The 21,442-nt window shown below is 58.9% G+C and carries 11 protein-coding genes and 2 pseudogenes; 10 read left to right on the top strand and 3 right to left on the bottom strand.

Going from position 1 to position 21,442, the window contains the following annotated elements; genetic code table 11:
* The first annotated feature begins 173 nt into the window (after nucleotides 1–173).
* The 3 genes and pseudogenes from HAD_RS10560 to HAD_RS18400 all read left to right on the top strand — a co-directional run bounded on the left by HAD_RS10560 (nucleotide 174) and on the right by HAD_RS18400 (nucleotide 4,448).
* A complete protein-coding gene (locus tag HAD_RS10560; protein ID WP_035570938.1) occupies nucleotides 174–2,705 on the top strand; it encodes a TonB-dependent receptor in 2,532 nt (843 codons plus the stop codon).
* 188 nt (nucleotides 2,706–2,893) lie between these two features.
* Nucleotides 2,894–3,910, top strand: coding sequence for a tyrosine-protein phosphatase (locus tag HAD_RS10565; RefSeq protein WP_162177499.1), 1,017 nt, complete (start codon nucleotides 2,894–2,896; stop codon nucleotides 3,908–3,910).
* A gap of 137 nt (nucleotides 3,911–4,047) precedes the next feature.
* Nucleotides 4,048–4,448: pseudogene (locus tag HAD_RS18400) on the top strand (DDE-type integrase/transposase/recombinase).
* A gap of 95 nt (nucleotides 4,449–4,543) precedes the next feature.
* Here the strand turns inward: HAD_RS18400 and HAD_RS10570 are convergent.
* The gene (locus HAD_RS10570; RefSeq protein WP_084331880.1) at nucleotides 4,544–6,124 is read right to left on the bottom strand and encodes an amidase; all 1,581 of its coding nucleotides are present in this window, start codon (nucleotides 6,122–6,124) and stop codon (nucleotides 4,544–4,546) included.
* Nucleotides 6,125–6,388: 264 nt separating this feature from the next.
* Nucleotides 6,389–7,039, bottom strand: a complete 651-nt coding sequence (locus HAD_RS10575; RefSeq protein ID WP_035570939.1) for a TetR/AcrR family transcriptional regulator — start codon at nucleotides 7,037–7,039, stop codon at nucleotides 6,389–6,391.
* A gap of 76 nt (nucleotides 7,040–7,115) precedes the next feature.
* On the opposite strand from HAD_RS10575, the gene HAD_RS10580 reads away from it, so the two are divergent.
* From HAD_RS10580 to HAD_RS18865, 6 genes and pseudogenes are all read left to right on the top strand, one after another.
* Nucleotides 7,116–8,051, top strand: a complete 936-nt coding sequence (locus HAD_RS10580) for a VOC family protein (protein WP_035570940.1) — start codon at nucleotides 7,116–7,118, stop codon at nucleotides 8,049–8,051.
* A gap of 20 nt (nucleotides 8,052–8,071) precedes the next feature.
* Complete coding sequence (locus HAD_RS10585; RefSeq protein WP_035570941.1) at nucleotides 8,072–8,917, top strand: fumarylacetoacetate hydrolase family protein; 846 nt, start codon at nucleotides 8,072–8,074, stop codon at nucleotides 8,915–8,917.
* 3 nt (nucleotides 8,918–8,920) lie between these two features.
* Entirely contained in the window at nucleotides 8,921–10,396 is a 1,476-nt protein-coding gene (gene mhpA, locus HAD_RS10590; RefSeq protein WP_035570943.1) for a bifunctional 3-(3-hydroxy-phenyl)propionate/3-hydroxycinnamic acid hydroxylase MhpA, read from the top strand.
* A gap of 933 nt (nucleotides 10,397–11,329) precedes the next feature.
* A complete protein-coding gene (locus HAD_RS18020; RefSeq protein WP_162177500.1) occupies nucleotides 11,330–16,465 on the top strand; it encodes an MBG domain-containing protein in 5,136 nt (1,711 codons plus the stop codon).
* 1 nt (nucleotide 16,466) lies between these two features.
* Nucleotides 16,467–18,212: a ShlB/FhaC/HecB family hemolysin secretion/activation protein gene (locus HAD_RS10600; RefSeq protein WP_051596128.1), complete on the top strand. Its 1,746-nt coding sequence runs from the start codon at nucleotides 16,467–16,469 to the stop codon at nucleotides 18,210–18,212.
* Nucleotides 18,213–18,283: 71 nt separating this feature from the next.
* Nucleotides 18,284–18,974, top strand: a pseudogene (locus HAD_RS18865) (IS6 family transposase).
* Between the two features lie 147 nt (nucleotides 18,975–19,121).
* Here HAD_RS18865 and HAD_RS10605 read toward each other — a convergent pair.
* Entirely contained in the window at nucleotides 19,122–20,036 is a 915-nt protein-coding gene (locus HAD_RS10605) for a LysR family transcriptional regulator (protein WP_051596129.1), read from the bottom strand.
* Between the two features lie 132 nt (nucleotides 20,037–20,168).
* Here HAD_RS10605 and HAD_RS10610 point away from each other — a divergent pair, with 132 nt between their 5' ends.
* Nucleotides 20,169–21,437: an acyl-CoA dehydrogenase family protein gene (locus HAD_RS10610; RefSeq protein ID WP_035570944.1), complete on the top strand. Its 1,269-nt coding sequence runs from the start codon at nucleotides 20,169–20,171 to the stop codon at nucleotides 21,435–21,437.
* The last annotated feature ends 5 nt before the right edge of the window (nucleotides 21,438–21,442 follow it).

Here is a 21,442-nt window from a genome sequence, read left to right on the forward strand (position 1 = left end):
TTCCGTTCTGGGTCAAGGCCTTGCTACAAATATAGATTAATTAGGGCACTACAAACGATCTACAACACTTCGTAGCCTTCTTTGATCGTTCGTGACGTCACAAAAAATTAGCTTGGTACAATCGTACAGTTTTGATTAACGCCGCGCACTCCCAGAACGCAAGGAAACCTCCCATGTTCAGAACTCGCAAAGCGCTCAACCTCTTGCTCGCGACCTCAGTGCTGGCCTGGCCAGCCGCCTGGGCCCAGGAAGGGACGGATGCTGAATCCCGCCAGCAGACCGTCGTCGTGACGGGAACACCAATCCGCGATAGCCAGGTCGCTGCTATCGAAACAAAGCGGAACGCTGAAAACGTCGTCGACATCATCGCGGCTGATACAATCGGTCGTTTTCCCGACCAGAACCTCGCGGACTCGCTGGGCCGCTTGCCGGGTCTGGCGATCGAGCGCGACCAGGGCCAGGCGCGTTACATCAACTTCCGCGGTCTGCCGTTCCGCAACACCAAGATCGCCTTCGATGGTATGGATATTCCCGGTGCTGAAAACGGCCGTACGACGCGCTTTGACGCGTTCCCCTCGGTGATCACTGCGGCAGTCGAGGCCAACAAGGCGATCACGCCGGACATGCCGGGCGAAGCTGTCGCCGGCTTCGTCAATATCCGGACCTACAGCCCGTTCGACCAGGAAGGTTTCCACGTCTCCGCTGAAGCAGGATACGGGGAGCAGGAACTGGGCGGCGGCCCCGTGAAGAAATACAACGGCCGGGCATCTTGGTCGAACGATACGCTCGGTGTTGTCGTGTTCGGCTCCCACAATGCTCGTGTTCAAAATACGGACAACCGCGAGTACAGTCTCAGTCTCAACGAGACGAATGGGGAGCTTACGCTCAATTCGGTCGATTTCCGCAGCTATTTCGTCGAGCGCGAAGACTCTGCCTATGGTGGTACGATTGAGGTGCGACCGCAGTCCGATGCCGTTGATCGCCTGTTCTTCTCAACGCTCTACTCGGAGTTCATAGATACCGAACAGCGCAACCAGTACACTTTCGCTACGCAGGATGCGCCGGAAGGCAGCGAGGCGAACGGTGTCGTAGCGTTGGTGACGCGCGCACTTGAATACGGCCAATATGACAATTCGACCTTCACCAACACGCTGGGCGCAGACTTCGCGCTTTCCGGCTGGGATGTGGAGGCCCGCTACAACTACACCAAGACGGAAGACAATCTCTACCTTCCGCTTCCGTACTCTGTGTATGGTGTCGCTGGCGTCAATTACGACATCTCCAATCTGGAAGACCCGATCCTGACCCTGGTTCAGCCTGGCACTTCCACGCCGATGGCGCTTAGCGACATCAATTACGCGACGACGCTCGGCCTGTTCTACACCGGCGCATTCGACATCGATTCCAACAAGCTGAAGCTCGATGCAAGCCGCTACACCGATTTGTTCGGCGACACCGCTGTCAAGCTCGGGGTCCAGTATGACACCCGACAGGGCAAGGGGTTCGTTCCGACGGCGTCCTATATCGCAGCGCCGAGCAATATCGGCTCATATGAGACAGACACGCTCTGGTATTCGGACTTCACCAACTCCATCAATGGACACTATTACAGGAACGAGCAACTGCGTGCGGACTGGGCCGCAGAAATCGGTGGCTTCCCTGATGTGACCGCGCCAGAGGACCAGGCCACCAAGATCGAAGAGAAGATCCTGGCGCTTTATGCCATGGGCACCACGACTTTCGGCCGCGGTAGCCTGACATACGGTGCGCGTATGGAATCCACGGACTACACCTCCGATGGCTTCACGGTCACTTCGGGTGTGTCCTCACCGAACAGCTACAGTGACGATTATGTCAACGTGCTTCCCAGCGTTCACTTCAACTATGACCTGACCGACGAACTGAAATTCCGCGCGTCCATGTCGACTGGTGTGTCGCGTCCGAACTATACCGAGATGCGCTCTTCGGTGGGCGTGAACCCGCTTGCCACGCCGCGTCCGCTGGCCAACGGCGGCAACCCGCGACTTGATCCCGAAGAAAGTATTGGTGGCGACCTTTCGCTGGAATGGTATCACGGCGACGCCAGCCTGCTGTCCGTTGGTGCTTTCTACCGCTCGATCGACAATGTCATCTACGCGCAGACCGGGGAAATCGAAGCCAATCTGATTGACCCCGCGCAGGCTGACGGCGTGATCTGGGACTACAAGTCATTCTTCAACGGCTCGGATGGCCGGGCGAATGGCATCGAGGTAAATGCGGTTGTCGACCTCGCGGATTTCCTGCCTGTTGAGTCGCTGTCCGGTGTCGGCTTCAACTTCAACGCCACGCTGCTCGACAGCGAATTCAAGACCCGCGATGGTATAAAATACTCACTGCCGGGCACCTCCGACGCGATCTACAACGCATCGATCTACGTCGAAAAGTGGGGCCTGTCCGCACGCCTGAACTATCAGTATCGCGACGACTGGATGTCGACGACCGAGAATGATGGTCTGGACGAGTACTGGGCAGCGGAGACCCGGGTCGATGCCTCGCTCCGCTACACGCTGCCGTTCGAAACACGCGGTGCTCAGTTCACAGTGTTCCTCAACGGGAACAACCTGACGAACGAGACGGACGTGCGTTACACCGATACGCCGCGCACGCCGAACCAGGTGGAAGGCTATGGCCGCTACTGGCTGATGGGTCTGCGCGCCGACTTTTGATCAAACCAAAGGCGTCCCCGGATAGCGGGGGCGCCTTTCATTCTTCTATCCGAAAGGCATAAGCCATGATCCGTTCTGAGATATTTATTTCGACATTCCTCCTGGCCGGTTGCGCGACGGCTGCTGTTACGCCTGCGCCCGTGGCTTCTGTACCCGCGCCTCGCGTCGAGATTTCCGGAGCGGATGTGGTGGTCCGACCTGATGCGGGCATCTATGATATCACCTGGACGACAAGTGCCGCGGCGGCTCCGGTAGATATCTTTGTCACTTCCGACCCTTCGGGCGATGTCGGCGAGGCACGCCAGATCGCCGATGACGACACGGATGGCAAGTTTGAATTGTCCGCTCCTGAATCCGAGGAGCGGCTCTACTTCCTGCTCGTGCCCGAAAACGGCGAAGCTGTCCGGATTGCGAGTCGGCTGCTGCCATTGGAAGGTGGCCGGAATTTCCGCGACCTCGGCGGATACGAAACGACAAATGGCCAGCACGTCAAATGGGGCCGCCTGTTTCGGTCGGGCACCATGACGGGCCTGACGGACAAGGACTACGAGTACCTTTCCAGCCTTGGAATTGCGACAATTGTTGATTTCCGCACAAGCGAGGAGCGTGCTGCGGAGCCGACGAAGTGGCGGGCTGGCGACATCAGCTACGAGACGTTTCCGGATCCGGCGGAAGACGATGCGAACCCTCTGGCGGCTGTCTTCGCATCTCCGGACGTTAAGCCAGAAGACGTTCGGGCTATGATGACGCATCTGTATTCCGAAATCCTTGAGCAGCAGACGCCAGCCTATCGCGTCCTGTTTCATGACCTTACGGATGACAACGCGCCGCTAGTGTTCAATTGCTCTGCCGGAAAGGATCGGACCGGGGTCGGTGCCGCGCTGATACTCTCGGTGCTGGGCGTTCCTCGGGACGCGGTTGTCGCCGATTATGCCTTGTCGGAAAAGCTTGTGGACTACAGCGCCGAGTTCCAGCTCGGGGCGGATGGCGAAGCCAGCCAGGATGATAATAGCCCCTATGCCTATCTCCGTCGCCTGCCGCCGGAGCTTGTCGCACCGCTGATGCGCTCCGATCCGGCCTATATTGAAGCTGTACTCGACCGGATCGATCAGGACTATGGCTCGGTCGAAGCCTTCGTTCGCGAAGAGCTCGACGTCAGCGTCGAGGACCTGGCGCACATCCGCCGGAATTTGCTTGAGGACTGAAGGCGCAAGCTTTTAGTAGGGGCATTGTCAGGGCGAACAGCCTTGAGGCGTAGGGCAGGGGCGTTTAGCCTTGGAAAATGACCTAGAACCCCTTCCGCTACTTCAAGACGTCACACGAGGTCAGCCAGCTTGCGGTGATGATGTGCATTCGATTTCCGCTATCTTTGCGGAATGTGGAAAACCTGCTTCACGAGCGAGGGATCGACATTTGCCTTGAAACGGTCAGGCACTGGGTGGATCGCTTTGGCACTTACTTCGCGCACAAAATCCGGAAGCGTCGGTCCGCAGCGATAGCGAAGGGCGCCGGGAAACTGGCCGGCATCTCAACAATCGGGCTGAAAATTCACACCTGCCGTTTCGAAGGCGTGGGCGAGCTGTGTCTCGCTTTCGGCGCATGCGAAGTCTTCAGAAGTTCGCTTCAATCCATTCGTCTGTGTACAACCACTTCAATCATCTGCGAAACATCAAGAGCAGGGCCAGGTTCAAGTCGCTAAGTGACGCCGCTCTTCTCGAATGGCGCGAGTTGATCGCTGTGTGAGACCTGCTCGTTCGCGAAATGCGGAGACTGGTTCTGGTTCGTCCGACAGCACGCTCTCAAGCCCGGTTCGACTGACAATGCATATCCGGGAAAGATCAATCTCGGGCTTTCGTCAGCGTCCCCGGCTGGCAGCACGCACTTGGCGGACGACGGTGATGCGTCGCCTGTTCATACCCGTATCCTAGTTTGTAAAGGTCTGCTTCGCCTTTTGTACGGCCGAGAAACTGAATCCCAGCGGGCAGACCTTCGTGGGTGAAGCCCATCGGTACGGTCAACGCCGGCAGTCCGCTCGGCGGCGCGAGGAGTTGGGAATTATCGCCCTTGTAATCTTCTTCGACCCGATCGAGCCGCGCGGGCGGATAACGCCATGACGGATAGATCAATGCGTCCAGTTGGCCGTCAACCAGGGCTGTCAGCAGATGATTCCTGATCCGCTGGCGCACCTCATTTTGAGACAGATCTCCGCATGGCGTCCCGTCTGCTCGAGTCGGATCATCCACGCCAGATTTTCCAAACCATTCCCAGGCGCCTTTTGTATAGGAAGCATAGACGCCTGCTTCGAAGGCCTGCATAGGGTCATTGATCTTCACGTGCATGCCGGGCTGGGTGAGGTATTTATGCACATCCTTCCGAAAAGAGCGGCACCCCCAGCTTGCTTCCAAGTCTTCCTCTATATTTGGAATTGGTGCCGGGTCGACGATGATCGCTCCCGCTTTCTTCATGTCTTCCAGTGCGACGTCAAATAGTGCCAACACTTGCGGATCGGTATCTTCAACCGAGGCCAATTCGCGGACGACGCCGATGCGCGCGCCCTTCAGCCCGTCGATGTCCAATGCTGTCGTGTAGTCGGCACCATCACCGACGAGCACGGACAGCATCCGTGCATTATCTTCCACGGTACGCGTGATGGGACCGACCACATCGGAGCCGAGGACTAGCGGCACGATGCCGTCGAGACTGATCAGGCCATGCGTCGACCGCATACCGACAAGCGATAGGTGCGAGGATGGACCGCGAATCGAGTTTCCGGTGTCGGTTCCCAGCCCGGCGATCGCAAAGCTCGATGCCACGCCGGACGCTGTTCCGCCGGATGACCCGGCAGGCGTGTAGTCCAGATTATAGGCGTTGGCGGTGACGCCGGCGGTGGTGCTTTCTGTCCGCTTGGGACTGAATGCCCATTCGGCCATATTGGTCTTGGCAAGCACGATCGCCCCGGCGGCTTCAAGCCGATCGATGATCATCGCATTGTCTGGCGGAATATTGTCGATCAGCATTTTCGAACCCGCCGTGGTCGGAATCCCTGCGACGTCTATATTGTCTTTCACGAGTATGGGTGTGCAGAAAAGCGGCGGCCGGGCGTCAGAAACATCGAAGAGCCGGGCGTATTCGCGCGCTCGGTCGTACTGCTTGAACGTGATTGCGTTCATATGGCTGGCTTGGTCGAATGTTTCGATGCGTTCGATATAAGCTTCAACCACGGCCGTGCAGCTGGTCTCGCCCGCGAGGATTGCCGCCTGCACATCAGCGATGCGGCCTTCAACGATCAAGTCATCAGACGCTATGCCGGTCATCGCCTGCGTTCCGACCTTCTGATCCTGTTCCTGTCTCTGCGGACTAAAGCAACCCGCTCCCGCGCAGCACGCCAGAGTCACCCATATGATTTTTTTCGCGATCATGATTTTCTCCTGGCCTACCTCATTCGAGTGGCCAAACGTGACGTTGGCCCCTGCGTGATGCGTAACGGCATTCACACCGCCGCGCCCCAACGTATGGCTGTTAAGAACCGCCGACAACACTGATGATGAGCACAGAATCTGGCAGCCCGCCCTGAGGTGCTGTCAGACGAGAGAAAAATTCGAACTCTCAGTATCTTGACCCAAGCAACTAATGCGCCGTTACGAATTGAATGCCGGAAAAGGGCGCAAATGCAGACATTGGATTCAGCGGGACGATTTCAGCATCTGTTCCATGGATTGTTTTGCCAGTTTCCGAGATTGTACCTGATCCACGCCCAGTCCGGTCAGGGCCATGACCATCAAGTCGTGCACCCGCGCCGCCGCCTTCGGACGCGAGAGGCCTCGTTCGATGATATTGGCCATGACGGAGTGGCAGGCGCCAAGCCAAAACAGCAAGCCCGCCTCCTGAGCCTCTGGCCGAAGCAGTCCTGCAGCGGACGCAGCATCCATGTCTCTCTTCAGGCCGGCATTGAGCGGATGGTCCCGCCCAGTGGCAAGCCTGAACCCATTCACCATGATGATAGCGCGATCCTGCTCGGTCAGCGCATAGGTCGCCGCTGTCCGCATTCCGCCGGCCAGCCGTTCAAGTGGGTCAGTCAGGTCCCTGTTTGCCTCAACAACGCGCGCCTCAATGTCCAGCCGGATCTCGGTGGCAATGGCGCTGGCAAATTTCTTCTTGTCTTCGAAGTGATTGAAAAAACTGCCTTTGGCCACACCTGCCACAGCGACGATATCGTCGATCGGCACAGCATCGACAGGTCGCTTTGCAAATAGCTGCAATCCAGCGTCGATCAGGGACCGGCGCGTACGGGCGCCGCGGAAACTGGCGCGGCTTGATGAAGTGTTGGCTGGCATCAGGAAACTCACTTGACTGAGTAGTCAACTAAAAGTAATTGACTAAAAAGTCAATAATTTATCTGAGGAGGAAGGCATGACGCCTATCATCAAGATCGAAGACATTGCGCATGTCCGGTTTGCAGCGCCAGACCTTGGCGAAATGCAGGCTTTCCTCGAAGATTTCGGCCTGGATTGCTCTGTACACAATGGGCGTCTGTACGGGCGAGGAAGCGATGGTCGCCCCTTCCTGCATTCAACCGAACCAGGTGACCCAGCCTTCAAGGGGCTCGGCCTGCGGGCGGAAAGCATGGACGCGCTCGAAGCCTTGGCCAGCGCGGAAGGCGCGGCCATTCACTCCCTGGATGATCCGGGAGGCGGCAGCGTTGTTCGCCTCACCGACCCGGATGGATTCAGAGTAGAGGTTATTGCCGGCCAACAGGTGACCGCGTTAGAAGGCAACCTGGCAGACGGCCCCCACAACAATGCCTCGAGTCGCCAACGTGTCCGCAAGGCGGTGCGCCTGTCGCAAGGCCCCTCCCACATTGTTCGCCTGGGGCACGCCGTGTTGAACGTCTCGGACTTCCGGGTCTCTGAGGAATGGTACAAGCAGCGCTTCGGTTTCCTGACCTCTGATGAAGTCGAATTGGCGCCCGGAACCGCAATGGGCGCCTTTATGCGGTGCGACCGCGGGGACCAGCCCACAGATCACCATACGCTCTTCCTTGCCCAACTGCCTCAGCCAGTCGGGTTCCTTCATGCTGCCTTTGAAGTGGCGCATTTGGACGACCTCATGTTGGGGCATGCCCACTTGAAATCGAAGGGGTGCGACCAGGCTTGGGGCGTCGGCCGCCACATCATGGGCAGCCAGGTGTTCGACTACTGGCGCGATCCCTGGGGGCATGAGCTGGAACACTGGACAGATGGTGACCTGTTCACGGCTGCAGACCCGCCCAACAAGATGCCATTTAGCAGCCTGCTCGCCGTTCAGTGGGGGGCGCCTCACCCGATGGTGGCAGGCGAGTCCAAGTAACTAAGATCAGGATACAGACCGTGAAAATCGCAAACTATTCCACGATTGCCGGTGGTCATTCCAGGATTGGTATCGTGACGGGCGACACCCTCATCGATGCCGGCTTCCAGGGATCCATGGCAGAACTGATTGCTCAATGGCCCAGTCAGAAAGACCGCCTGCAGGCACTTTCCGCGTCTGGTAAGGGCCTGCCATTATCATCCGTCAGGCTACACGCTCCCATCGAACGTCCGGGAAAGATCTGGGCGATTGGGCTCAATTATGCCGATCATATTGAAGAATCGAAAATGGAGACGCCCTCCCAGCAGGTCTGGTTCACCAAGGCTCAGTCCTCTATCAATGGTCCCTACGACCCGATCCTGATCGCGAAGGGCGGCGATTTCGTTGATTACGAGGTCGAGCTGGTGGCTGTGATCGGTAAGCGGGGCAAGCACATCCGGGCCAGTGATGCGCGCGACTATGTGTTCGGCTATTGCGTCGGCAACGATGTCACCGAACGCAGGTGGCAGCACGCCGGCCCCCAATGGTCCCTCGGCAAGAGTTTCGACACGCACGCCCCGATCGGCCCGTGGATCACCACCGCGGATGAGGTGGCCGATCCTCACGCCCTTGGCATCTCCTGTTCCGTCAACGGAGAGACCCGACAAAACTCAAACACGCGTAATCTCGTCTTCGACCTCTGGCAGCAGATCAAGCATCTCTCCGGCGCCATGACCCTCGAGCCCGGTGACCTGATCTTTACCGGCACACCCGGTGGCGTCGGCGCGGCAATGGATCCCCGCCAGTTCCTCCAGGCAGGTGACGTCGTCCGTTGCGATATCGACCAGCTCGGCTTCATCGAAGGTACGATGGAACGGGAGGTTTGAGGCATGTCCGGTCCTGATTGCGACGTCCTTATTGTCGGTGCCGGTCCGACGGGGATAAGCTTGGCGCTAGTCGCCGCACAATACGGGGCATCCGTCATTGTTTGCGAGAAAGAGGCAGACATCTATCCCCTGCCACGTGCGGCACATATCGACCACGAAGTCATGCGCATCTTCCAGTCAGTCGGGGCTGCGGACCAGATCGCTGCGACCTGCCGCACCACGAGCCATTACGACTTTCTGACGTCTGATGGTCAGATCCTGTTGCAGTTCGAAGGATCCGACCAGTTGGGTCCCGGGGGCTGGTCTGGCGCCAACATGATCCACCAACCGTCACTCGAACGTGCCCTGCGCGATAGGCTGCCGAACTGTAACAGCGTCGAGCTGCGCTCGCTCTGGGCTTTCACTGGCTACGAAGAGTCGGGTGAATCCGTCTCTGCCAGGTTTGAGGCACCCGATGGACAGCGCACGGTAACCGCGCGTTTCCTCGTCGGCGCCGATGGCACACGAAGCCCGGTACGCACAGCCGCAGGGATTGAACTCGACGATCTCCAGTTCGATGAACCGTGGCTGGTGATTGACATGGTCGTCCAAGACGCTGAGCGACTACCGAAAGTAAACCTCCAGATCTGCGATCCTGCGCGGCCCACGACCTGCGTGTTGATGGGCGAAGGCCGTCATCGCTGGGAGTTCATGCTGCTGCCCGGTGAAACACCCGAGCAGGTGCTTGACGACGCCTTCATCGAGGGCCTGCTGAAGCCCTGGAACGTCGATGGCGCCGCTACCCTGGAACGGAAGGCCGTCTACCGGTTCAATGCAAGGGTAGCCAAAGCATGGAAAAAAGGTCGTGTCCTGCTCGCAGGCGATGCTGCACATCAGACCCCGCCTTTTGCAGGCCAGGGAATGTGCGCGGGCGCACGGGACGCTGCGAATCTTGGGTGGAAGCTGGGGATGGTCGCGTCTGGAACGACAAACGAAACCCTTCTTGATACCTACCAGCTGGAACGGGATCCGCATGCGCGGGCGACGATTCAAATGGCAATGATGATGGGTCGGACGGTCTGCATTACCGACCCGGCGGCGGCAGCTGAGCGGGACAGGCAAATGCTGGCCGCACGTGCCGCCGGACAGTCGCCAGATGGTCGTACAGATTATCCCGACATCGGCACGGGTCTGTTACTGGATGGTAGCGCCGGAGCGGGGACCTACTTCCCGCAATTTCTTTCGGCGGACGGCTCTTCAAGGTTGGATGACAGTCTGGGCCCCGGAGCCTGGCTGATCGGAGACGGCACGTTTCCCTCTGTTCCGGGTCTGCAGGCCGTAAGCCTTAACTCTGGCAAACTTGATCGCTATTCCAACGAAATTCGTAAATGGCTGGAGCGCCACAATACAGAGGCCGTACTTGTTCGTCCCGATAGATATGTGTTTGGCACGGGTACATCCGACGACCTGATAAGGGCGTGGAAGGATGCAATTGCCTGAAGCTTTGCTCAATGGAGCAGATATCTGAACAAGCGCATTGTCAAAGGTACTTCGGGAATGGGGCCAGATTTAAATTTTTGCGTCACTCTGCTCTTCTCGAAGGGCGGGCTTTTCGCTGTCTGAGACCTGCTCGTCCGTTAAAAATAGAGACTGGTTCGAGTTTGTCTGACAGCGCCGCCAGCCGCATCCCCATACAGAGAAAAGTACCGTCGCTTCCGCACAAGCCCCACACCCCGCGGGGGGGGGGCTCCAGGGCTGTGTCTCCGTGTCCGGAACAGGGTAGATTCCGCGCCCGAATTCCGCCGCCGCCTTCAATCGCTAAATGCAACAGTACCCTCAGGGCAGCACCTGCTCGTCCGCGAATAACGGAGATTAGTTCGCATTAGCCTGACAGCGCCCACGATTACACTTAGAGCGGGCCTCACATGGTTCACAATGGACAATCTCCTGCTGAGTTCGCCCGCAACGTCGGCCTATGCCATAGTAGCATTGGTAAAATCGCCGCTCGATTTTAACGCCAAGGTCGAACCACTAAAGCCAGCCAACTTCAGTTGGAACGGTCCGATTCGGCAAGCCACCGTTAACAAATTAAATTGTCGCAGGTCTCGTTCTGATGGAACGAAATTCGGCGTGAGGCATACACGGTCTTTGAATACCCGATTATATTAGCTGTTCTGTCATTGTCCGTTGAAATTGCCGATTTTCCTGTTGTTCCAGAATGCGCGACCAATTCAGATCGAATTGGTCGCGCATTCTGGTGTGCCGGATTCTTTGCCACTTGCGCGCGATGCACTCCCCCCAAAAGCGATGTCAATTTGCACCCCGAGGGTGCGACAAATTTACCTTGAAAGGCATACCTGAATGTCGTGTTTTTCCTCTGATCCGACCCCCGATACACGGCCTGCCTGGCCTTCTGTGGGCCGCCTGTTCCCAATGCTCCTGGCGTCCACGGCCCTGACCGTTCCTTGCGCCTATGCAGACGGACCTCTGCCCTCGGGCGCAACCGTTTCGGCCGGAAATGCTTCCATAGAAACTGCGGGATCCGCCCTTACGGTTCGTCAGGATACAGACCGGGCAATTGTCGACTGGAACAGCTTCTCGATCGACCGAGGCTTTTCGGTGGATTTCATCCAGCCGGATGCATCCTCAGCCATTCTCAACCGGGTCACAGGAAACACTACCTCTGTCATCGCCGGGACCCTTTCCGCAAACGGACAGGTCTATCTGGTCAATCCGAACGGGATCGCCATTACGGCTGACGGCGTCATCAATGTCGGAAGCGGCTTTGTCGGGTCGACGCTTGATATCACCAATGAAGACTTCCTGAATGGCCGCCTGACGTTCCGGGGAACAGGCGCGTCGGCGGGCATTTCCAATGCTGGCGTCGTGCAGGTCGGTCGGGAAGGATATGCCGCCCTGATCGGTGGATCGGTTCGGAACGATGGTCTGGTTGCCGTTCCACTCGGGCGGATCGGCCTCGCGGCGGGTGAGCAGGCGACGCTTGATTTTTCCGGGGATGGCTTCCTGCAGGTCGCCGTGGCGACGGAAGCGCCGTCAGGCGATGCCCTGATCGACCAACGCGGAACGCTCCGCGCCGCAGGCGGAATGATCGTCATGTCCGCCGCAATGGCCCGCGAAGCAGCCCGCCATACGATCAACCTGTCGGGCGTCGTCGAAGCGAACGCCGTTGACGGGCATGATGGCGCGATCATCATCCGGGGAGGCGAGGGCGGCGCGGTTACCGTGGCTGGCAAGCTCACTGCAACGTCTGCTTTCGGCGAAGGCGGTGCCATCGAGGTCACCGGTCGGGACATCCTGCTGAGCGGCGCGACACTCGACGCGTCCGGCGCGGCAGGCGGCGGTTCCGTCAGGATTGGCGGCGACTGGCAGGGAACCGGCACACTGCAGCGCGCGGAGACCACGCAGATCGACGCGGGATCAACGATCCGTGCCGATGCCACAACCGATGGCGATGGTAGCGACGTGGTCGTCTGGTCCGACAGTCTGACGACTTTCGAAGGTCTGATCAGCGCGCGCGGCGCCGGCGCGGGCAACGGCGGCGATGCGGAAGTCTCCGGCAAGGCAAAACTCGCCTATGCCGGCTATACGGATCTGTCCGCAGAAAACGGCACATTCGGTACTCTTCTGCTCGATCCCTACAATCTGACAATTTCAGATCAGGCAAGCAGCAATATTGCAGGCTTCACCGCAAGTGGCGAAGATAGTATCTTGAATGCCACGACCCTGACCGATGCTCTGGCCGGAGCCAATGTCACCGTCTCGACCAGCGGCGCCGGGTCGCAGGCTGGCGACATTCTGGTGGCGAGCAAAATCGCCTGGGACGCCAACACCACGCTGACCCTCGATGCGGCGAATGACATCGGCATATTCGCCGACATCATCGCGACGGGCGACAGCGCCGGCCTCGCATTGAACTATGGCGCTGGCCGAGATTACATCTTTGCCCAGGGCGCGACGGCGACCCTCTCCGGCACCAACGCGACCCTCGCCATCGATGGCCAAGCCTATACGCTGCTCCATTCCGTGGCGGAGATTAACGCCATCGATACGACCGGACTCGACGACCATTATGCCCTGGCCGAACCGGTCGGTCCGAGCTCATACTGGAGTATCCTGTATCCGGGGGCCTTGGTCGGATCGTCCAGTACGCCCTTCACTGGCGTTTTCGCCGGGCTTGGGCACGAGATTTCCTGGCTAAGAATTTCTGCGTTTGGTTCTGGCAATTTGGGCCTGTTCGCCAGCAATGAGGGTGTCATCCGCGATCTCGGTTTCCGCAACGGCCGTGTCGAGGGCGGGAACAATGTCGGCCTTGTTGCGGGCGTTAATTCCGGAACCATCAAGAACGTGTGGGCGACCGGCCTGGTATTCAACCAAGTGTCTGGGGACAATAACACGGGGGGGCTCGTCGGATACAACACCGCCGCCGGCGTGATTGAGAGCGCTTATACAGATGGCACCATATCGGGTGATGACAGCGTCGGCGGCGTGGTCGGGTTCAATGCCGGCTCGGTCAGCAATACCTATGCGACGGGCAAGGTGACAGGCCGCAACTATGTCGGCGGATTGATCGGAAATCTTTCCGCTGGCACGGTCGACGATACTCATGGGGACGCGGATGTGTCGGGGGCGGCCTATGTTGGCGGTCTTGTCGGAATGGCCAGCACCGGTGTTGTTGTCAATGATGCCTATGTAACAGGCTCCGTGACCGGTTCGGGCGCCTATGTAGGTGGCGTGATCGGGTATAATCAGGGTACGTTCAACCGTGTGTATGCGAGCGGTAAGGTTGTTGGCGGGTCTGTTACAGGCGGCGTGATCGGGCAGAATACCAGTGGTGTTGTCTCATCATCCTTCTACGACCAGGACACTACCGGGCAGACGCTGGGGATTGGCCTGAACTCCGCCGGTTCTGTGACGTCCGTCGGGTTGACGACGGCAGAGGCGCGGGACGCCAGCAGTTACACCACCTTCGATTTCTCCAGCACCTGGTTTCAGGACGCTGACTTAACGTATCCACGCAGCGACATGCGCCCGATCCTGCGCTCGGAAGCCGGCCCCACCATCAACGGTGTCACCGCTGTTTCCAACCTGCACCAGCTTGCTCTGATCGGCGTCGACCTTTCGGGCTCTTACCTTATGACCAGGGATATCGATGCCGGCGCGACCGACGGCGCCGATGCGGCGGGCATATGGAACACGACCGGCTGGGTTCCTCTGGGCAAGCACAATCCCACAGAATTCCAATTCTCCGGCTCCTTTAACGGAGGAGGCCACGTAATCTCCGACCTGAACATTAATCAGCCGGGGGCGAACGCGCGGGATATCGGCATGTTCGGTTTCGTTTCAGGCGAGATCAGTAATATCGGTATGGAGGGCGGCGCCATAGTGGGCAATTCTTCGGTTGGAGCCCTGGCCGGCAGGCTCGGCGGTACCGGCTCCATCTCCAATGCTTATGCGACCAGTTCGGTTACGGCCGGCACCTACACAGGGGGGCTGATCGGCTATGTCCATAGCGGCGCCTCCGTTTCCAATTCCCATGCGGGCGGAACCGTGACCGCAAGCGCGACGGTAGGTTCTCTGGATAGTACTGGCGGGCTGGTCGGATACAATGACGGGGGCATCCTTCAGGATGTCTACGCCACTGGGGATGTATTGGGGGGAAACTATTCCGGCGGTCTTGTCGGTCGCAACGTGGGGAACGGAACAGTCACCAATGCCTATGCAACCGGCGCCGTATCTGGCAACAGCTGGGTTGGCGGACTGATGGGCCGGAATGACGTCGGTGAAATCACGAGGTCCTATGCGACCGGCGACGTAACTGCCGTGAACCTTAACTCTTATGCCGGGGGACTCGTAGGCCAGAACCTCAGTCGAGGGAAAATCCACGAATCCTATGCGACCGGCGCCGTGTCGGGCGACAACTATGTCGGCGGGCTGGTCGGGAATATGACAGGCTCCATCGCCAACGCTTATGCGACCGGCGACGTTGCCGGGAGCGACAATGTCGGCGGGCTGGCCGGCTGGATTGAGACCGGCTCGATCACCAACGCCTACGCCACCGGCGCCGTCACGGCTACAGGCTCCAGTGTCGGCGGGCTGGTCGGATACAATAATGGCGGCGGTGCGACGCTCACCGCGTCCTATTTCGATACCGAGACGACAGGACAGTCGGAAGGCGTCGGCACGGGGCTGAGCGACGGCGTTATCGGCCTCACGACGGCACAGTTCCAGAATACGGGTTATTTCTACGCCCTTGCTGATGCGGCGGGCTGGGACTTTGAAACCGCCTGGGCGCCGCCGAGCGCCGGCTATTATCCTGAGCTTTATGCGCTGAGCCCGGTGGTCTGGTTGGGCGGCGTCTCCGCGAACTCTACCTATGGCGACAGCACTGCGGCCATTGACGCCGTCACCGCTTCCTATGGCGGGCCAGCTTCCTATATCTTCGGTTCATCCGGCGATGACCTGTCAATCAACATCGGTAGCCTTGGCGCAATTTCGGTCGATCCGACCCTGGATGCCGGGGGGCAGACAGTTGCGTTCCTGACCCCGGTCGTGACCACGACAAGTCGTGAAGGTGTTTCCTATCGCGTGGTCGGTTACGGGAATGCTGACCTGACCATCGATCCGCGGGCGATCACGGTGAGGGCCGACAATTTCGCCCGTATCTATGGTGACGCCAACCCGGTGCTGACCTACGCCCTGACGTCCGGCAACCTCGTCAATGGCGACACGCTGAACGGAGCGCTGGCAACCTCGGCCGATGGGACATCCGGTGTCGGAACCTATGCTATTACACGGGGCTCTCTGGCGAACAGCAACTACGCGATTACCTTCGTCGATGGCGACCTGACCATCGATCCGCGGGCGATTACGGTGAGGGCCGACAATTTCGCCCGTATCTATGGTGACGCCAACCCGGTGCTGACCTACGCCCTGACGTCCGGCAACCTCGTCAATGGCGACACGCTGGCCGGGGCACTGGCAACATCGGCCGATGGAACATCCGGTGTCGGAACCTATGCGATCACGCAGGGGGCTCTCGCAAACAGCAATTACGCGATCACCTTCGTCGATGGTCAACTGACCATCGATCCGCGGGCGATCACCGTGACGGCCGATAATCTCTTCCGGTTCATTGCCGGCCCCAATCCGGGGCTGACATATGCCATCACCACCGGAAACCTCGTCAACCGCGACACGCTGGATGGCACCCTTGCGACGGACGCCAATGTTGCTTCCGAAGCCGGTACCTATGACATCACGCAAGGCTCACTATCTGCATCGTCCAATTACGAGATGACCTATGTCGGCGGTACACTGACTGTTCGGAAACCGGAGCGTATGGACAACGGCCTGAACGGCACGCTGGACCAGAATACTCTCCTGCCGAACGGAACTACGCAGTTGCCGCCCGTGGTGCGCACAAGTCGCTCCGCCGACAGCGGAAGCGGCCTGCAGACTTACGAAGACCCACAACTGGAAAACGCTGTTTGTATGGAGGACACCCCCTTCGCCGTCGTTTGTTCCAAATCTGCCGACAAGGACAACTAAGATGACGGATCTCGCAAAAAAAATCTTCTACTCGACGACAGCCTTTGCGCTTATGGCCATCATGCCGGATATCCTCAGCGTCTCGTCCGCATCGGCGCAAACGGCAAGCCAGGTTACCCGGGACAGCTATGCGCCACCTGTCATCAGCAAGGCAGAAGGCGGCGGTCTGTCGCTGACCGCTCCGTCGGGGCTCGATGCGCCCGAGGGGGCTGAGGACCTGGAGGTGAGACCTTCAGGACTTCTTGTCGAAGGCGCATTGCCGGATATGGTCGACGCGACCGAGGCCGTGGACGCCCAGATCAGGGACAAGCTGGTCACCGGCGCCGACCTTTTCGCGGCGGCGCGCCAGCTTGAGGCGGCCTATGCCAATGCTGGTTACATCCTTGCGCGCGTAAGCCTGCCGCCGCAGACGATCAAGGATGGCATGCCGCTGAAATTGGTCGTCACCGACGGCTATGTCGAAAGTATCGATACGTCGGCTCTTCCGGAAGGTGTTCGCGGCCGTGTCGAGGCGATGCTCAGTGTTCTGGTCGGCGAGCGGGGGATAAACCTGTCGCGATTAGAGCGCCGGCTGCTGCTTGCCGGTGACACACCTGGCGTCGTGCTCAGGTCCACACTCAGGGCAGGGCAGGCTCCCGGTTCGACCATTATCGTCGTCGAGGGGCGCTATGATCCCGCTGCGTTTACAGCGGCTTACCAGAACAGCATGGCGGCCGGGCTGGGGTCGTCGGCCCTGACATTCGGAGCCGATGCCAACAACCTGCTCGGGCTCGGCGAGGTCGGCTATCTGCGGCTGGTCGGTCACACGGACGGTTTCTTTACCGATGATCCGCGCAATCGACAGGTCGTGCTGGGCGCAACCATTCCGCTCGGCCGGACCGGTGCCTGGTTCAACATCGAAGGGATCGATAGCGAAACCCATCCAACGTCTGACGTGAATTTCTCGCTGTCCGGCCACTATCAGCGGGCTGCCGTCCAGCTCGGCTATCACTGGCTGCGCAGCCGCAACTCGAACCTTTCGACACTGCTTTCCTTCGATCTCGCAGACGAAAAGCAGACGCTCGCTTTTGCCGGCATACAGACAGCCTTCTCGGAGGACAATTTGCGGGTCGTCCGTCTGGGCGGGGTGGGTGATCTCTACGACCCCTGGGGCGGGCAACTGGCTGGCAGCCTTACCGCTTCGTTCGGTGTCGATGCCCTGGGTGCGCGTCAGGCAACGGCTGCCAAGCCGATGTCGCGCGCCGGGGCCCAGCCGGACTTCGAAAAGGCTGAGGCGAGCCTGCGATACGTCAACACGCTGGCCGACAACCGGCTGCAATTCCTGTTCTCGACCCGTGGTCAGCTGTCCTTCGGGGAGCCGCTGCCGGCATCCGAACAGCTCAGTCTCGGCGGCCTGGACCAGCTTTCGTCCTTCAATCTCGGTGAAATCCAGGCCGATACGGGCGTTGTTTCGCGGGCCGAGCTTTCGGCCCCGAATATCTTTAGCCCGTTCGGTCGCGATGCCTCGATTGGCGGAGTGGTCTCGCCTTACGTCTTCGGTGCTGCCGGGGTTGCGAAGTTTGAGCAACCGACCGCCGTGGAAAGAGAGACGACGGAAGCTGCTTCCTTTGGCGCAGGGTTTCGCCTCGGTCTGTCCCGGCGGGCCAGCCGGGACTCCGCGACCCTGTCACTCGAATACGCGCGCGATGCAGGAAACGACTACAATCTCGGGGACAGTGTTCGCGTGCAGCTGATGACCCGTTTCTAGGAAACATTCAGGACGGGATTGTCAGAGCAACTTGGCTTGAGGCGCGACACCTTGGCGGCGAGCCTTAGGAAATGACAAAATCGCCATTCCGCGACTTCAAGACGCCGCCCGAGATCATCCAGCTTGTATGTTTGATCTCCGATGTCGTTGCGGAATGTCGAAGACCTGCTTCACGAGCGCGGCATCGACATTTGCCATGAGACGGTTCGGCATTGGGGCGATCGGTTCGGTATTTATTTCGCGCATAAGATCCGCAGACACCGATCTGAAAGAATGAGACAACCGCCGCAATGGCGGTGGCACCTGGGCGAGGTGTTCGTAAAGATCCGTGGGAAGACTCACTACCTGTGGTGAGCGGTCGATCACGAAGGTGAGGTTGTGGAGTCCTTCGTCACGAAGTCTCGGGACAAGGCTTCCGCATTGAAACTCCTAAGGAAAGCAATGAAGGGGTATGGTAATCCGGATGTCGCGCTGACGGATATGCTTCGGTCTTATGGCGCTGCTGTACGCGAGATCGGAAATGCTCGCCGCCGGGAAATGGGGCAATACCGGAACAATCACCCCGAAAATTCACACCAACCGTTCCGTCGAGAGCGGGCGATGTCTCGCTTCCGGCGTATGCGAAGTTTGCAAAAGTTCGCTCCAATATATTCGTCTGTATACAACCACTTCAATCATTAATAAAACATCGAGAGCAAGGCTAGATTCAAGTCGCTACGTGATGCCGCTCTTCTCGAATGGCGCGAGCTGATCGCTGCCTAAGACCTGCTCGTCTGCGAAAATCGGAGACTGGTTCGCATTCATCTGACGGCACCCTCAACAAGAACGAATACTCACAGTTTGAACCGCGCCGATTTTGCATGCTTTGAGCCGTTAGATAGCGCCATATTCAGCACCTTTTGATAAAGGTCAGCACCTCGTTGCCGCTGTCCAGAATGTCTCAGCGAGCGGCCGAAGCGAATCTGACCGACGCCGGATGACGAAATGAGTCTTGATCCCCCCCTCTTCAAATGGAAGGGTCCGGGAATTCTGCCCGCAGGTCTCCGTATCTTCCGTGAACCAACCGAGGCAGATGGCCGGCACCTGAAGCCGGCGTGCGAGCCGGAGCGTCGAAACCGCATTGGATTCCGGCAGTTTGAACTGCGTGGCGCCATGCGCATTGAGGAAACGGGCGACCCCCTCCGAGAGGGCCACCCCGTGAACACGGCTGATGGACGCGACCGAGCGGCCTTCCAGGTCGGCGGCCTCGATCACCGTCTTGCCGTACAGGTCACTCGACTCCGGTACGGATAACTGAAGCTCACGGCTCTCGATGACATGTCCGCGCAGATCGGTCTCGGCTGCGGGGCTGATCGCGGAATCAAACCAGTGTTCTTCAGGCTCCAGCACGAGCGCAAGATCGATATCTTCAAACGCAAGCGCCCTGTAGAGCCGGTCATGGCTCATTCCGATGATTTCGATGCCGTCTGCCCCATGGTTGGCAATGAAATCATCTGTCAGCCCGGTCCGCGCCGGGATGTTCGAGGAATAATAGGGAACACCGATCCTCACCGCATTCTTCCGGATATCCCGGATCTTCTGATGCATCCATTCGGTCTCGAGAACCATACGCCGCGCATGCGCAAGAAACGAGCGTCCGCCCGGCGACAGTTCCACATGGCGTTTGCTCCGCTTGAGCAGGTCGAAGCCCAACCGGCGCTCAAGCTCCTTGATCTTCGCCGACAAGGCCGGCTGCGACATGTTCAGCTCTTCGGCTGCCCGCGTGAAAGATTGCGCGTCCGCAACCGCCAGAAACGCCCTCAATGGTGTGGCATGCAGGTCCAACGGTTCTTCCTTCCAATCGGCGATTTCTTATAACCTACTCCTATTAATCGGCAAAAAAAATCAAATTCGACGCTCGTCCCCACGGTTGATAGCAAAGGCCCGAACTTATCGTTTCGAAGCGGGGAAACACCTATGTGGTCATTTCAGACGGAGCCGGAGTTCCAGGCCGAGCTTGATTGGATTTCCGAATTTGTGCGGGAAGAAGTCGAACCCCTGGATGACGTGCTGGGCAGTCAGTGGAATATTCGGGATCCGCTGTTTGAAAAGCTGGTTCGACCGCTCCAGGAAGAGGTCAAGAAACGTAAATTGTGGGCATGCCACCTGGGCCCGGAACTTGGGGGCCCGGGCTATGGCCAGCTGAAGCTGGCCCTCATGAACGAGCAGTTCGGCCGCTCGCGCTTCGGCCCGATCGTCTTCGGTGCACAGGCGCCCGACACCGGGAACTCTGAAATTCTCGCCCATTACGGAACGGACGAACAAAAAGAGCGGTATCTGAAGCCGCTGCTCAACAATGAGATCGTTTCCTGTTTCTCGTTGACGGAGCCTCAGGGGGGCGCTGACCCGACCATGGTGAAGACCATGGCAGTCCAGGATGGGGATGACTGGGTCATCAGTGGCGAGAAATGGTTTGCCTCCAATGCGCGCTTTGCGGCGTTCTACATCATTGCGGCTGTGACAGAGCCGGAGGCCAACAATCCTCATCGCCGTATGTCGATGTTCATCGTGCCGGCTGACTCGCCGGGGATCGAGATTGTCCGCGACTATACCTTCCATGGCGAGCCGGAAGGCACGCACGGCCACGTGAAGTGGAACAATGTGCGTGTACCGAAAGAAAACATGCTGGGAGGCCGGGGAGATGCTTTTGTCGTTGCCCAGGTAAGGCTGGGTGGGGGGCGCATGCACCACGCCATGCGGACCATCGCCGAGGCAACGAAGTGCTATGACATGATGTGCGAACGCGTCAAATCACGGGAAACAAAGGGCGAGCCGCTTTGGCAGAAGCAGATGGTTCAGGAAAAGATTGCCGACAGCTGGATTGAGCTTCGGCAGTTCCGCCTGCTTGTGCTGGAAACCGCCTGGCTCGCCGACCAGGGACATGACTGGAAAGCCATCCGCGCGAATGTCTCTGCGGTGAAAGCCATCATGCCGAAAATCCTGCATGACATCTCTTCAAGAGCCCTTCATCTGCACGGAGCCCTCGGACTGTCGACACAGATGCCGTTTACGGCCGCGCTGGTGAACAGTCATCATGTCGGTCTCGCGGACGGACCGACGGAGGTGCACAAATTGGTCCTGGCACGCGAGGCCCTGAAAGAGGTCGAGCCGGCAGATTCCGATTTCCCCGAATATATTGCCTACAAACGCGAAGCCCGCGCCAGGGCAAAATTCGGCATCAACTGATCAGG

The organism is Hyphomonas adhaerens MHS-3, from assembly GCF_000685235.1.
Taxonomy (GTDB): domain Bacteria; phylum Pseudomonadota; class Alphaproteobacteria; order Caulobacterales; family Hyphomonadaceae; genus Hyphomonas; species Hyphomonas adhaerens.